This window comes from Streptomyces sp. NPDC046805, from assembly GCF_040645355.1.
Classification (GTDB): Bacteria; Actinomycetota; Actinomycetes; order Streptomycetales; family Streptomycetaceae; genus Streptomyces.
On sequence record NZ_JBEYYC010000001.1, the window covers coordinates 448485 to 461717 of the forward strand.

Genomic DNA, 13233 nt, shown 5'->3' on the forward strand with positions numbered 1-13233 from the left:
TGACGGCCCTCGATCTTTCCGCCATGAACATGGTCTCTCGGTCTTCACCGGAACCCGGGTCAACGGCCGTTCGGGCGGCCGGAGCGCCTGCCGATCCCGGCGACCCGTTCCAGCAGCGGTGTCAGCCGGTGCGGCACCAGCTCGCGCATCGCCAGAGCGGTGGTCGTGCGCTCCACCCCCGGGCTGGCGAGGATCTGCCCGGCGATCCGGTACAGATCCTCGGCGTCGGCGGCGACCACGCGAGCGAGCAGGTCGGTCTGCCCGCTGAGACCGAACACCTCCACCACCTCCGGAATGGCAGCGAGCGTCTCGGCCACCTCGGACAACCGGTGCTGGTCGACGTGCATGGTCACGAATGCGGTGAGTGGGTAGCCGAGGGCGCCGGGAGCGACCCCGCGCTCACGGGAACCGAGAGCGCCGTTGGTCTCCAACTTGGTCAACCGCGCCTGGACGGTGTTGCGGGACAGCCCCAGCCGCTGGGCCAGGGCCAGGATGGTGGCGCGCGGCTCGTGGGCCAGCGCCAGCAGGATCCGGGCATCCGTGGCGTCAACAGTCGCTCCACTGTTCATGCTGTTCAAGTAAGTACCCCCATCGCGTACGCCAGTTGAGCACATTGCTCAATTCCCGAGGAACATCTTGTTCAGATGCAAAGCAAGCTGTCTACTCACTGATCACGGGCAGCAAAACATCGGCATGTGCATACGTACGGAGGTGGTCAGGCGTGGTCATGAGCGCTGTGTCGACTGGAGCGACGGACGCGGACGGCTCCGGGCAGGATCCGCTGGGGACGCTTCAGGCGGTCGAGCGCCGGGTGCTGTGGCTGTCGTCGGCGATCATCGATCAGGCGAACCGGCTGCGCCCGAACCCGGAGGGACTCAAGGTCGGCGGTCACCAGGCGTCCAGCGCGTCCATGGTGTCGATCATGACAGCCCTGTGGTTCCACCACCTGACCGCGCAGGACCGGGTATCCGTCAAGCCGCATGCCTCGCCGGTGCTGCACGCCATCAACTACCTGCTCGGCGAGCTGGACGAGTCCTACCTGAGCACTCTTCGGTCCTTCGGTGGGCTGCAGAGCTACCCCAGCCGTTCGAAGGACCCCGACACGGTGGACTACTCGACCGGATCCGTGGGCATCGGCGCGACGGCCCCCGTCTGGGGGACGATCGCCCGACGCTACGTGGATGCCCGCTTCGGGCAGGCCGGCCGGGGCCGTCAGTTCTCGCTGCTCGGCGACGCCGAACTGGACGAGGGCGCGATCTGGGAGGCGGTCCAGGACCCGATGGTCGCCGGCCTCGGTGAGGTCGTGTGGATCGTCGATCTCAACCGGCAGTCCCTGGACCGGGTCGTTCCGGGCATCGCCGCCGACCGGCTGCAGGGCATGTTCGACGCCGCGGGCTGGCAGGTGCTCACCCTCAAATACGGGCGGCTGCTGCGGGAGTTGTTCACCCGGCCGGGCGGCGAAGCGCTGCGGGTGCGCCTGGACTCCATGGACAATGCCGAGTACCAGCGGCTGCTGCGCTGCGACTCCGGGCAGCTGCGCGACCGTCTGCCCGGCTCCGGTTCCACCCGCGAGCCGATCGCCGGTCTGATCGACCAACTCAGCGACGAGGAACTGTATGCCGCCCTGCGCAATCTGGGCGGCCATGACCTCGGTGCGCTGCTGGACGCGTACGAGAGCATCGACGACACCCGCCCCACGGTCATCTTCGCCTATACGGTCAAGGGATACGGACTCGCCAGCGAGGGCCACCCGCAGAACCACTCTTCCCTGCTGACAGAGCGTCAGATGAGCGACCTCGCCGACCGATTGGGAACCGACCTGGACGCCCCCTGGGGCCGCTTCCAGGACGACAGCGCCGAGGCGGAGCTGTGCGCGCGGGCCGCTGAGCGACTCCGCCGCGCGGAGCTGCCCGCGCAGCAACCGCCGGCCGTGCCCGACGATATCGGGCGCACCCCTGCCGGCATCGGAAACACACAACAGGCCCTGGGGCGCGTCCTGCTGGACCTCACCCGGCAGGCCCCCGAGGCGGCGAGCCGCATCGTCACCGTCAGCCCGGACGTCAGTTCGTCCACCAACCTGGGCGGCTGGATCAACAAGGCCGGCATCTGGTCGGCCACTGAGCGCACCGACTGGTTCGCCGACGACGCCGAGACCATCCTGCACTGGCGGGAGCGGCCCGCCGGCCAGCATGTGGAACTGGGGATCGCCGAGACCAACCTGGTGGGCCTTCTCGGCGAGCTCGGGGCCACGTGGAGCCGCTGGGGGCAGCCGCTGCTGCCGATCGGCGTGATGTACGACCCCTTCGTCAACCGCGCCCTGGAACCCTGGTCGTTCGGCATCTACGCCGGCGGCCAGTCCATCCTGGTCGGTACTCCCTCCGGCGTCACCCTCGCCCCCGAGGGCGGGGCCCACCAGTCGATCACGACCCCTTCGCTCGGCATCGAACAGCCCGGGTGCATCAGCTATGAACCCGCCTTCGCGCTGGACACCGAATGGTGCCTGCTCGCGTCCCTGAACCGGCTCGGCAGGCCGGACGGCAGCTCTGCCTATCTGCGTCTGTCCACGCGCCCGGTGGACCAGACTCTCGTTGCCGTGCCCACGGACCCGGCCGCCCGCGAGCGCCGCCGCCGACAGACAGTCGGCGGCGCCTACACACTGCGGCGCCATGACGCACCGGCAGTCACCCTCGCGGCCATGGGTGCCCTCGTCCCCGAGGCTCTGGCCGCCGCCGATCGGCTGGCTGCCCTTGGCGTCGCGGCGGACGTAGTCTGCGTCACCAGTCCCGACCTGCTCTTTCGGGCCGTGCGCGCCCGCCGTGGTCTGGACGACGGGCCGCACTGGATCCTCGACCAGGTCTTCCCCGCCGAGCGAGCGACACCGCTGGTCACCGTCCTCGACGGACACCCGCACACACTGGCGTTCCTCGCCACCATCAACGGCGTTCCCACTACCGCGCTCGGCGTGACCCGATTCGGCCAGTCCGGAACGATCCAGGACGTCTACCGCTACCACGGCATCGACACCGACAGCATCGTTGCAGCGGCCCTCGACCTCACCGACTAGGTCGATGCGTCGCCTCTGTCCGACGCGTTCTCGGTAGTCGCGACCACTCATGGGGCGGTCGCGAGGACATGGCCTCAGTTACGCGAGGTGCCGCGGCGGGCCGTCGCCAAGCGGGTGACGGGTGGCAAGCGACGTTCCCCGCAGCGGCTACGGATCGTAGCCGCTGAGCGGTGACGGGAGCCTGCCGCACGCTACTTCGGTACAGCGACCAGTCGCACGGCGAGGCCCGTGAAGACCGTGCCACTGAACACATTGAGCCCGCGAGCCATGCGACGGCTGCGCCGCAGCATCGACGAGAGCCGGCCGGAGAACAGGCCGATCGTGGCGTCGACGGCGAGGCCCACGAGCACGAGCGTCAGACCAAGGGTGAGCAGCTGCCACTCCACGTGTCCGAGGCCGGGGTTCACGAACTGCGGCAGGAAGGCCACGTTGAACAAGATCACCTTGGGGTTGAGCAGATTGGTGATGGCCCCTTGCCAGAAGGCACGCTGTCGCCCTGGGCCGAGGTTTGCGGTCACTCCTTGCGCGTCGTCGGTTCCGAGGGCGGAGCGATCGCGAAATGCCTTGACGGCAAGGTAGAGAAGATAGGCCGCGCCGACCCAGCGCAGCACGTGGTAGAGCGTCGGCAGCGTGGTGAAGAGGGCTGACAGACCGAGCATGGCGGCGACGGCATGCACCAGGGCGCCGATCGCCACCCCCGATGCGGCCATCACGCCTGCGGTCGGCCCTCCACGGCCCCCCATCGCGACGACGAACATCATGTCGGGGCCCGGAGTAATGCACAGTACGAAGGCGGCGACCAAGAAGGTCGCATACAGAGAAGCGTCGACCATGGGGCCATGGTGATCACCTTGCGGCGACGCGTGGGCTGAATTCCACAACGTGAGACACCTGTTGCCACACGGTGCTTCCGTGAGCGGCATGCCGTCGCCCAGCACGGCGATGGGGCCGACGCCGTGGGTGATGCCGCCGACCGTTGGGCGTACAAGTCGCCGAAATGGTGACTGCTACCCCCGTTTCGGGCGAGCCCGGTACGCCCTCGGTGGCACTCCGTACTGCCGACGGAACGCCCGGCTGAAGTGGAAGGGACTGGCGAAGCCGGACGCCAGGGCGATCTGACGTACCTCCAGATCCGTGGCGTCGAGCAGCCGTTGCGCATGGCTCAACCGCGCCGCCCGGACTGCCTGCATCGGGGTGCGGCCGGTGTGCTCGGTGAAGAGGTGAGCGAAGCGTGAGGGCGACAGCGCGACGTGGGCGGCAAGCGACCGCACGGTGTGCGGGGCCGCCGGATCCGCGGCAATGACCGCCTGGGCCTGCCGGATCCGCGTGTCCACGGGCTCCGCGGCGGCACGGTCCCGGGCGGCGGTGCTCGCGGTGACCAGGAGCAGGACTTCCTCGATGGCGCCGAGGGCGAGTTCGCGCCCTGCTCCCGCCGCGGCAACCGCTATACCTGTCGGTTCAGGCATGGCCGCCACGGGGTCGGGCGGTGACTCGCCGCCCGACCAGCGGGCATCCGCGTGCAGTCGGCGGAACGCGTCGTCCACGCGGCCGCGCACCTCGGCGGGCACGCCGGCGACCAGGAACAGCCGGTCCGGCCGAGCACGGTCGCGCAGCCAGGCCGGCCAAGCGGCCCGCGGTTGGTAATGCACCCACCAGCCGCCCCATGACCCGGCGTCCGGGTCGGTGCGGTAGGCGTGGGCGCACCCGGCCGGGAACAGGACGAGGTCCCCGGGGTGCACCGCGGTCCAGCCGTCAGTGCCTCGTACCGCGCCGCGGCCGTGGGTGGTCCACATCAGCAGCCAGTTGGCCGCCCCCACTGTGCGGGTCACCGCGTAGTCCACCGACTCCGTGAATCGAGCGGCGATGAGCAACTCGGCCGGAGGAGAGGGCGTGTCGCCGGCAGATCTAGGCATGTGCACGGCACTCCTGGTCATTCAGCGCCTCCCTGTTACGGCCCTAGCCTCTGGAACAGTTGCTCAGCGCCCACGCGGCAGGCCGGCCCCGGCTGCTGCTCCAAGCGCCGTGAGCCTGATACCCGGACCGTCACCCTGAGGGGAAGCGTTCATGCCGACGATCTCACCTGCGGTGCTGCAGGAACAGTTCCACAAGCGCGGTTACACGGTCGTCAGCGGTCTCTTGGACCCCGCCGAAGCGCAGGAGATCGTCGAGGAGTTCATGCGATTCCCGGCCGACGGCCGCCCCGTGCCCGGCCACTTCGAGCCCAGGCCGAATCCCGCGCAGGGCCCTGCCGACCCCCTGGGCACGTACCCGCGAGTGATGCACCCGCATCGCATCAATGAACTCGCTCGGCGCAGACTTCTCGATCCGCGCCTGGCCGGGATACTCACCGGCCTCTTCGGTGAGGAGCCCCTCGCCGCCCAGAGCATGTTCTACTTCAAGCCGCCCGGCGCCCGGGGCCAGGCACTGCACCAGGACAACTTCTATCTTCGGGTCGAGCCGGGCACCTGCATCGCCGCCTGGGTCGCTCTGGACCACACAGACAGAGAGAACGGCGGTCTGGAACTGGTCCCGGGTACCCACCTGATGGATCTCTTCTGTCCGGAGGAGGCTGACCCCGGGCTGTCCTTCGCCCGTGAGTACGTTCCTCCGCCGCCCGGACTCACGCCGGTGCCCGTCGACATGGCGCCCGGCGACGTACTCTTCTTCAACGGCAGCCTCGTGCACGGCTCCGGGCCGAATCGCACGACGGACCGCTTCCGTCGGTCTTTCATCTGCCACTACGTGGGCCGCTCCGTACAGCGCATCGCCCGCTCCTACGACCTGCTGACCATGGACGGCCGCCCGGTGGCGGCGCAGGAGAACACAGGCGGTGGACCGTGCGGCAGCGAATTCGACGCGGCTCCGCACTGACCGCCCTCCCCGACCTGCTGAAGGCCTCCTCAGGTCAAGTCCGTCGTCTCTCTGTCGGCGCGGCCGGTGCCGGCGTCCGGCTGCGTCGGCAGGGCCTGGCCGGCGGACACCGACTCCACTTCGCCGATGTTTTGCGGCGTGAGGTCGAGGTCGGAGATCTCGTCGTCGTCGGGTCCCTCTGCCTCTCTTCGGGCCTTGCCTCGGTCATTGAGAAGCGAAAAGACAACGGCGGCGAAATAGAGCACCCAGATCGGCGCGGCCAGCGCCAGCATGGTCAGCGGGTCCGTGCTCGGCGTCGCCACGGCCGAGAAGACCGTGATCCCCACGATCATGCCGCGCCACCAGCCGAGCATCCGCCGGCCGGACAGCACTCCGGTGAGGTTCAGCATCACCAGGAGCAGCGGCATCTCGAAGGAGAGACCAAAGACGACCACCATGCGGGTGACGAGGTCGAGCAGATCGTCCAGCGGCAGCAGGTTGGCCACCCCATGCGGGGTGAAGTCGATCAACACCTTCGCGGTCTTGGGCAGCACCTTGTAGGCGAAGAAGGCGCCGCCGAAGAACAGCGGGACGCCCGCGCCGACGAACGCGTAGGCGTATTTCCGCTCGTGCTTGTGCAGACCGGGGGCGACGAACGCCCACAGCTGGTACAGCCATACGGGCGAGGCCAGCACGACGCCGGCCATCAGGGACACCTTCAGCGCCAGGGCGAAGGGCGCGAGCAGACCGTTGATCGTGATCCGTGCGCAGGTCGTGTCCGCGGTCTGCTTGGCCAGATCGGCGAAGGACGTCGGGCAGCCGACGGAGTCCAGCACCGGCCTGGTGAAGAAGTTCACGATGCCCTTGTAGTAGAAGGCCGCGGCGATCGTGACGACCAGGATGGCAAGGACGGCCTTGGCGAGCCGGTTGCGGAATTCACGAAGGTGCTCCGCGAGCGGCATCCGCCCCTGGGGAGCCTTCTCCTTGTTGCGGGCCGACTGGGGCACGCCACGTCCTCATTCCGTGCGGCAGAGCGGAGGCTGCCGGCTCTGCGTCAGTACTTGATCGTCGCCCTCGCCCGGTGGGGTGCGAGCTCGCCGCGGCGCCGGTTGCGGCCGGTGGCGCGTCCAGGCGGCAGTTGGTCCAGGTCGGCACCGCTTACCGCGAGCTGATCTGTCCTGCGGACGGCTCAGTCTCCGTGGCTGGTCGTGGTGTCCGTGGCCGCGGCGCGGGTGGTGGCGGTGTCTCCGGGAGCGCCTGAGATCGTCCGATGTCCCGGTGCAGGATCGGGCTCGGGACGTGGCTCGTTCGAGGCGCCGTCGTCCTTCATGGCCTTGGTCTCGCTCTTGAGGATCCGCATGGACTTGCCGAGCGCCCGGGCCGCGTCGGGCAGTTTCTTCGAGCCGAAGATCAAAACCACCACCGTGACCAGGATCAGCAAGTGCCAGGGTTCCAGCGCATCGCGGAACATCGTCACACCACTCCTTCGAACGTGTCGGCCTTCGTACCTGCCCGAGCGATCCGTGCTGCTTGTTCCTGCGCGGCAGATTCGTCGCCCGTCGCCGCCGCAGCCGAGGGGCGCTCGACCGGCAACGGGCGTACGGCGAGGTGCAGTTCGCCGTCTGTGACCTGCATGGCCACCTGCGCCGGCTGCCCGGTCCGCGGAGTGTGCGGGGGCGTTTGGGCCGGATGGAGGCCCAGCCGCCGCCCCTGGGAGCAACCACGTTCGGGCACCTGGAACAGCCGATGGGTCTTCGCGTTCGGCCACGGTGCGTTCATCGGCTTTCCCTGGCGTGACCGTTCCTGTCGCCGGCTGACGCGAGGTTCACGCGTGGCTGTCGGGCGTGGAAGGCGAGGCGACTGGAGTCGGCCTGCTGCCGCGGGGGCGTGCCGGGTGTCGATGTCCTTGCGGGTCATGCGTCTCCTTCTTCCTGTCGGTCCGGGGTCGACTCAGATCCCGGGGTGCCCGGCGGCCGTCCAGGCGGCGTACTCCTGGCGGACGTAGAGGCGGCGGCTGGGGGCGAGCGTGATCGCGTCGGGGTGGTGCGGGCCGGCCACCAGGTCGGGATGGCGGCGGTCGTGCAGGACGAGTTGCTCGGCGGTTTCCGCGGCGGCTGCGACCGGGCCGGGGCCGGGGCCGGGGTCGTCCAGGGCCATCCGGTCCATGAGGGCGGCCCGGCGTAGCCGCCAGGCGCGTTCGGCGGCCGTCGCATCGACCGGGGGGCCGCTGAGGGGCCTGGCCTGGCGGCCGTCGCGTTCGGCCCCGAGAGCGAGCACTCGATGCATCTCGCGGCGCAGGTCCGGCGCATTCGCGTACGCCTCGTGCGGGGGCGGGGCGCTGATGCCCTCGCCGCTGTTCGGGGTGACGTTCACGCTCACTCCTCCGCCTGTACGCAGGGGGCCGGCGCCGTAGCGTTGACACAGCACCGTGTCGTGGCCGTGGTCGCCGTGATCAAGGGCCGATGGGTGTGCCGCGGACCGCATGGGCACCCGAGCCGGGCCCGGGCAGCCGTCGACGGGGTACGGCTCGTGGGTCGCGAAGGCCCACTCGGCGCAGTCGTCGGGTGACCCGGCGCCGCGGCCGCCCCCGGTGATCCGTCGCTGTGCGGCAGTGCCGGTCCCGGGACGGGGTCGCGGCTCGTGCGGAACGTCCAGCCCGGTCATGGCGAGCACCTCAGGCAGGCGCGGACTTCGCGGCCGCCACGTGTCTGGTGGACCTCGGTCGACTGGGCGAGGTACTGGACGATGCCGGTGCCGCGGCCGTGTTCGTCGGGGGCGATGTCGGGGCGACGGCGTTCCACGCTCGTACCGGAGTCAGTGACCACGATGTGCAGAGTGCCGTCGTCGAGGACGAGCAGCAGGGTCATGCGCTCGCGGCCGTACTGCGCGGCGTTGGCGGCGAGTTCGTCGACGATGAGAACGGCGGAGTCCCGCTCGTTCACGGGCACATTCCAGGTCTTCAGCAGATCGGCCGCGAAGTGACGAGCGGCCGAGACGTGCGCCTCCTGCGCGGGCAGGGTGAGCAGCGCCTGCTGGCGGCAAGGCCGGTCGAGCAGTGAACTCGGGCTGAGGGAATCGGTCACAAACATGGTCTTCTGGCTCTTCCGTGGATGTGCGGAGACCGGAACGGGGAGACGCCGACAGCTTCGGGGCGGTCGGTAGGCGGGACCTTGTATGGCCGCGCTCATTGAGTTCCACGGGCGACGCATGCCGAACGGTTCGAGTTGTTCGCCCCTTTTGTTCGACTTCTTGTGGGTCATGTGAGCGTCGGCGGCCTGGCTGGACTCACTCGCCTCTGTCAGAGTTCGATGTCGCTCCAGCATGAGATCCAGCAGGCCATCTGTCGGAGGATGGCGGTGGCTTCGACGGCGTCGGCGCCAAGACTGCCTTCGTTGCCTTCAGTGACGGTGAATCGACCAAGACCCGGTGAACACGCGGGTCAGCGTCCCTGCGCGACCTTTGGAGTCACACAGGGATGTCGGCCGATCAGCACAATGCCGATCACGATCGCCACGAGTGCGGCGGCCTGTACGGCGAGCGCGCCAGGTGTGAGCCGGAGGCGGTCGCCGATGATGCCGACCCCGCAGGCGATCCCGGCCAGCGGCTGCGCAGCGGTGAGTGCCGGCAGCGAGGAGCGCAGCGGCGCGGTCTCGAACGCGCTCTGGACGAGTACCAGACCGGTCACGCCGAGGCACACGACCGCGTAGGGCTGCCAGTGCGCGAACAGCACCGCGATCCCCTGCCCGCCGGCGAGCCGGCTCGAGATACGGGTCAGGGTGTCCTGCAGCCCGTACAGGAGTCCGGCGGCGCAGGCCAGCACGGTCGCCACGAGCGTGGGCCGCAGGTGTCGGGCGAGCGCGACGAGCAGCCCCGCCAGTCCGATCACGACGCCGAAGAGGACCCAGCGGCGCAGCGACCCGGCCAGGTGGCCGCCCTCCGAAGGCTGTCCGGCGACGATGAACCCCGTCACCCCCAGCGCCAGCAGAAGCGCCCCACCCCAGCCGCTCCAGCCGAGTGGCCGGCCGGTGAGCCAGCGGGACAGCGCCATGGCGAAGAGCAGGTTGGTGGCAGTCAGCGGTTCCACCAGCGACACCTCTCCGTTGGCGAGGGCGATGACGCTCAGCACCATGCCCACGATCATCGCGGCGATGCCGGCCAGCCATTGCGGACAGCGCATCAGACCGAGCAGCAACCGGAAGAAGAGAAAGCCGGAAAGGGGTGCCCGTCGGGCTTGCCGCTGCTGGAGGACGAAGCCGACGCCGAGGCAGCAGGCAGCACCGATCCCCGGCAGGAACACGGTCACGGCGTCATCCCGTTCGGTCCGGCGGCACGCACTCGAATCCGGCGCGTCTCCGCGCCGCGTCCGACGATCGAGGTGGGCTCGGCGGTGCCCGGTGGAGGTGCTTGCTGCGAGTGGAGCGTGTCGGTCATCTCAGCTCGCTCCTTGCGGGGTGGCGGGTGAGGACGGGATCCCGTGGCTGTAGCGCTTGTCCATGTCCACGGGCGGCGGACGGCGTACGGTTCGGCGAAGAGGCATCTTCTGTGAGAACTCTTCGCGGACGGGCCACTCGAGACCCACTCCCCGCGCGACGGCACCTGCGTCGCCGACCTTCAGGCGCTGGTGCCGCCGTCGAGGCGCTCGATGCCATCAGTGATCCACTGCATGTCCGTCACGGACGGGCCCCTGCTGTTGTCGTCGAAGCCGAAGCCGAGCAGCAGATAGCGGCCCTGGACCCGCGGCGAGGGGAACACCACCGCTTCCACGACGGCGCCGGGCCCCTTGTCCGTGTTGACCTTCCAGCGGATGAAGTACCCCTTCCGGCCCGCGACCGTCACAGCCCCCGCGGCGGTCCGGCGATGTCCGGTGATGCCGCCGTAGTCCTTCTGGCCGCTCGTGTTGGTGCCATACGTGCTCTGTGCGACCTCGCCGATCTCGGCCTGTGCCAGCTCCTTGAGGGTCAGGTCGCCAGGATGGGCGATGACCCGCGTGTACGCCCCGCCGGGCAGGCAGGAGTCGGCGGGCACCGCCGGGCAGTGGTACACGGTGCCGTACCCGAGCCCCGCTCCGGTCTTGGTGGAAGTGCCCCGCCAGCCGCGCAGAACGGGGACGCGAAGGCCGTTGACCGTGTCGTCGACGCGTCCGGTGACGGCCGGGCGCTGCCCCGGGGGCCGGCTCCCGCCACTGTGGCGGTCCTCGCCCGCGGATCCGGAAGGGCTCGGCTGGGCGCGGTGCGACGCCGACGGGCTCGGCGTGTGCCGCTCAGGGGAGGCAGACCCGTGGGCCGACGGTGCCTTGCGCCCGCCGTCGCCGCCGGTCAGCACCACCGCCGTCGTGACACCCCCGGCGACCAGCACGAGGGCGCCGGCTATGAGGCCCACGACCAGGCCGCGGCGCCGCTTGCCCCCGCCGGGCGGCTGCGGCGCCCGCACATGCCCGGTCCAGGTCGCGCCGTCCCACCACCGATGCCCGGCCGTGCCGCCGCCCTCATGCCACGGGTCCGGGTACCACCCAGGGGTCGTCATGTTCACGGCGGCACCTTACCCTCGCGAACTGACGGCACCACCACCGAAGTTGACCGTCCTGCCCGCCTCACAACGGTGTCACGTACGCGCCCGAGATCCCGCCGTCCACCAGGAAGTCGTTGGTGTTCACGAAGGAGGAGTCGTCGCTGGCGAGGAACGCGGCGCCCGTCGAGGAGGCCGTCAACCACGCATCCGACCCGTGCAGTTGCGATGACGACGACGCCTCCCACAGAACCGAGGAGGACGACCGCGACCCCGGAGGCCGCTACCCGGTCTCCAGCAGGAGGCTGAGCCGCCCTGGCGCTGTGAACAGCACCAGGGCGGCGACGGCGAGGCGGCGCCGGCCTGCAGCAGGAACAACGGGCCGATGGCGGGGATCCGTCGAAGCAGAGCTCGGCGTGGATTCAGCCGCTCCCGGCGAGTGTGGCGGCCTCGGCCAGGCCTCTCGCGAGGGCCGCACGGGTCACGCGGGCGAGTCCACTCTTGGTGTTCATGCGAGCTTCTCCTCCTTGACGGCCAGCACCTCCGTGCCCTGCCGGTACGCGACGGTGCGGATGCCGAGCGCGTCCTTGAGCCGTCCGGCAGGAACCACTTGGGGGACGGGGGCCGGACCCTGGCCCGGCTTGGGCAGGGGGTAGGCCGTGGTGGTGGCGGAGTGAAAGGTGATGTTGCCCTCCGATTTGGTGAACAGCTGGTGGACGTGCCCGTTGAGGCAGGTGACGGAGGAGAAGCGACGTAGGTACGCCAGCACCTTCAGGGCGTCGTCAGTGCTCCAGCCCCACTGTGGATACATGGCGAACAGCGGGATGTGGCTGAAGACGACGATGGGTGTGTCGGACGGCAGCCCCGCGACGTCCTTGCGGACGAAGTCGATCTGTTCGGTGCCGAGGTGGCCGAGCTTCTCCAGGTTCACGGTGTTGACCAGTGCGATGAAGTGCACGCCGTGGGTGTCGAAGCTGTACCAGCCGTCGCCCAGCGTGCCCCTGCCGAACGTCCGCCGGTAGGCGCGTCCGGAGTCACCGATCGAGTCGTGCTCGCCGGGCACGGTGAAGACGCGTTCGGTACGCAGGCCGGTCATCATCTCCTTCACCTGGTCGAACTGGCCCGCGGTCGACAGGTGGGTCAGATCGCCGCTGTGCATGACGAACTGCGGTCGGAATCTCAGCGAGTTGACCTGGTTGATGGCCTCGGTGAACGACCCGGCCACATTCATGTTCGCCGGCCCCTGGAAGCCGATGTGGCTGTCGGAGATCTGCACGAACCGCAGTGCGTTGCTGTCCCCCGCGGCGGTAGTGGCAGCCGCGCCGCGGGCGTTGGCGACATGGCTGATCACCTCTCCGCCGGCGATGGTGAGGACCACCGCGCCTCCGAACCACCCCGCATGTCTGATGAGTTGACGCCTTGTCATGCCGTGTTCGCCGGCCTGCTGATCGAGATCGGCGCCTGGCGCGTCGCTGTGCTTGTCCGGGTACTGGTTCATGGGGTCACCACCACGGTCGCGGTCATGAAGGGATGGAGGGTGCAGAGGTAGGCGTAGGTGCCGGCTTTGGTGAACGTGTGACGGTAGGTCGCGCCGGTCGTCAGAGGTGCCGAGTGCAAGGGCCCGCCCGATCCGGAGCTGGTCACGGTGTGGGCGTCGGTGTCCTTGTTGGTCCAGGTCACCGTCGTGCCCGCTTTGACCTTCAGGCCGGCCGGTGCGAACGCGAAGTTCTGGATCGCCACCGCGTTCCCGGCCACCGGCGCCGTTGCGGCCGGAGAGCTTGGGGGCATGCTCATGCCGCGCATGGGCGGGTCGC

Annotated in this window: 15 protein-coding genes and 1 pseudogene; 2 read left to right on the top strand and 14 right to left on the bottom strand. The window is 69.5% G+C overall.

Features of this window, described 5'->3' with window-relative positions:
* Positions 1-59: 59 nt before the first annotated feature.
* Positions 60-569 carry an Lrp/AsnC family transcriptional regulator gene (locus ABZ910_RS02240; RefSeq protein WP_361357775.1) on the bottom strand — a complete coding sequence of 170 codons (510 nt, stop codon included), beginning with the start codon at positions 567-569 and terminating at the stop codon, positions 60-62.
* A gap of 158 nt (positions 570-727) precedes the next feature.
* Here ABZ910_RS02240 and ABZ910_RS02245 point away from each other — a divergent pair, with 158 nt between their 5' ends.
* The gene (locus tag ABZ910_RS02245) at positions 728-3064 is read left to right on the top strand and encodes a pyruvate dehydrogenase (protein ID WP_361357778.1); all 2337 of its coding nucleotides are present in this window, start codon (positions 728-730) and stop codon (positions 3062-3064) included.
* Positions 3065-3255: 191 nt separating this feature from the next.
* On the opposite strand, the gene ABZ910_RS02250 is transcribed toward ABZ910_RS02245, so the two are convergent.
* Both ABZ910_RS02250 and ABZ910_RS02255 read right to left on the bottom strand, forming a co-directional pair.
* Positions 3256-3897: a LysE family translocator gene (locus ABZ910_RS02250; protein ID WP_361357781.1), complete on the bottom strand. Its 642-nt coding sequence runs from the start codon at positions 3895-3897 to the stop codon at positions 3256-3258.
* Between the two features lie 174 nt (positions 3898-4071).
* On the bottom strand, positions 4072-4977 hold the full coding sequence (locus tag ABZ910_RS02255; RefSeq protein WP_361357784.1) for a helix-turn-helix domain-containing protein: 906 nt from the start codon (positions 4975-4977) through the stop codon (positions 4072-4074).
* Between the two features lie 151 nt (positions 4978-5128).
* Here ABZ910_RS02255 and ABZ910_RS02260 point away from each other — a divergent pair, with 151 nt between their 5' ends.
* A complete protein-coding gene (locus ABZ910_RS02260) occupies positions 5129-5935 on the top strand; it encodes a phytanoyl-CoA dioxygenase family protein (protein ID WP_361357786.1) in 807 nt (268 codons plus the stop codon).
* A gap of 29 nt (positions 5936-5964) precedes the next feature.
* Here the strand turns inward: ABZ910_RS02260 and tatC are convergent, their stop codons facing one another.
* The 11 genes and pseudogenes from tatC to ABZ910_RS02315 form a co-directional block, all read right to left on the bottom strand.
* On the bottom strand, positions 5965-6921 hold the full coding sequence (gene tatC / locus ABZ910_RS02265) for a twin-arginine translocase subunit TatC (protein ID WP_361357789.1): 957 nt from the start codon (positions 6919-6921) through the stop codon (positions 5965-5967).
* A 182-nt stretch (positions 6922-7103) separates the two neighbouring features.
* Positions 7104-7385 carry a Sec-independent protein translocase subunit TatA gene (tatA, locus tag ABZ910_RS02270; RefSeq protein ID WP_361357792.1) on the bottom strand — a complete coding sequence of 94 codons (282 nt, stop codon included), beginning with the start codon at positions 7383-7385 and terminating at the stop codon, positions 7104-7106.
* Positions 7386-7387: 2 nt separating this feature from the next.
* Entirely contained in the window at positions 7388-7693 is a 306-nt protein-coding gene (locus ABZ910_RS02275; protein WP_361357794.1) for a hypothetical protein, read from the bottom strand.
* Positions 7694-7864: 171 nt separating this feature from the next.
* Complete coding sequence (locus tag ABZ910_RS02280) at positions 7865-8287, bottom strand: hypothetical protein (protein WP_361357797.1); 423 nt, start codon at positions 8285-8287, stop codon at positions 7865-7867.
* 287 nt (positions 8288-8574) lie between these two features.
* On the bottom strand, positions 8575-8997 hold the full coding sequence (locus tag ABZ910_RS02285) for an ATP-binding protein (protein ID WP_361357799.1): 423 nt from the start codon (positions 8995-8997) through the stop codon (positions 8575-8577).
* A 356-nt stretch (positions 8998-9353) separates the two neighbouring features.
* The gene (locus ABZ910_RS02290) at positions 9354-10217 is read right to left on the bottom strand and encodes a DMT family transporter (RefSeq protein ID WP_361357802.1); all 864 of its coding nucleotides are present in this window, start codon (positions 10215-10217) and stop codon (positions 9354-9356) included.
* On the bottom strand, positions 10214-10345 hold the full coding sequence (locus ABZ910_RS02295) for a hypothetical protein (RefSeq protein WP_361357805.1): 132 nt from the start codon (positions 10343-10345) through the stop codon (positions 10214-10216). The genes ABZ910_RS02290 and ABZ910_RS02295 overlap by 4 nt, the downstream gene beginning before the upstream one ends.
* 180 nt (positions 10346-10525) lie before the next feature.
* Positions 10526-11437, bottom strand: a complete 912-nt coding sequence (locus ABZ910_RS02300) for a DUF2510 domain-containing protein (protein ID WP_361357808.1) — start codon at positions 11435-11437, stop codon at positions 10526-10528.
* 67 nt (positions 11438-11504) lie between these two features.
* Positions 11505-11597: pseudogene (locus ABZ910_RS02305) on the bottom strand (short-chain dehydrogenase); the annotation flags it as partial.
* 330 nt (positions 11598-11927) lie between these two features.
* A complete protein-coding gene (locus tag ABZ910_RS02310) occupies positions 11928-12917 on the bottom strand; it encodes a metallophosphoesterase (protein WP_361357811.1) in 990 nt (329 codons plus the stop codon).
* The gene (locus ABZ910_RS02315) at positions 12914-13213 is read right to left on the bottom strand and encodes a plastocyanin/azurin family copper-binding protein (RefSeq protein WP_361357814.1); all 300 of its coding nucleotides are present in this window, start codon (positions 13211-13213) and stop codon (positions 12914-12916) included. The genes ABZ910_RS02310 and ABZ910_RS02315 overlap by 4 nt, the downstream gene beginning before the upstream one ends.
* Positions 13214-13233: the final 20 nt, after the last annotated feature.

Bases quoted from the DNA above. Each gene is read 5' to 3' on its own strand.
- ABZ910_RS02240 (WP_361357775.1), bottom strand. From the start codon at position 569: ATGAACAGTGGAGCGACTGTTGACGCCACGGATGCCCGGATCCTGCTG.
- ABZ910_RS02245 (WP_361357778.1), top strand. From the start codon at position 728: ATGAGCGCTGTGTCGACTGGAGCGACGGACGCGGACGGCTCCGGGCAG.
- ABZ910_RS02250 (WP_361357781.1), bottom strand. From the start codon at position 3,897: ATGGTCGACGCTTCTCTGTATGCGACCTTCTTGGTCGCCGCCTTCGTA.
- ABZ910_RS02255 (WP_361357784.1), bottom strand. From the start codon at position 4,977: ATGCCTAGATCTGCCGGCGACACGCCCTCTCCTCCGGCCGAGTTGCTC.
- ABZ910_RS02260 (WP_361357786.1), top strand. From the start codon at position 5,129: ATGCCGACGATCTCACCTGCGGTGCTGCAGGAACAGTTCCACAAGCGC.
- tatA (WP_361357792.1), bottom strand. From the start codon at position 7,385: ATGTTCCGCGATGCGCTGGAACCCTGGCACTTGCTGATCCTGGTCACG.
- ABZ910_RS02275 (WP_361357794.1), bottom strand. From the start codon at position 7,693: ATGAACGCACCGTGGCCGAACGCGAAGACCCATCGGCTGTTCCAGGTG.
- ABZ910_RS02295 (WP_361357805.1), bottom strand. From the start codon at position 10,345: ATGACCGACACGCTCCACTCGCAGCAAGCACCTCCACCGGGCACCGCC.
- ABZ910_RS02300 (WP_361357808.1), bottom strand. From the start codon at position 11,437: ATGACGACCCCTGGGTGGTACCCGGACCCGTGGCATGAGGGCGGCGGC.
- ABZ910_RS02310 (WP_361357811.1), bottom strand. From the start codon at position 12,917: ATGAACCAGTACCCGGACAAGCACAGCGACGCGCCAGGCGCCGATCTC.
- ABZ910_RS02315 (WP_361357814.1), bottom strand. From the start codon at position 13,213: ATGAGCATGCCCCCAAGCTCTCCGGCCGCAACGGCGCCGGTGGCCGGG.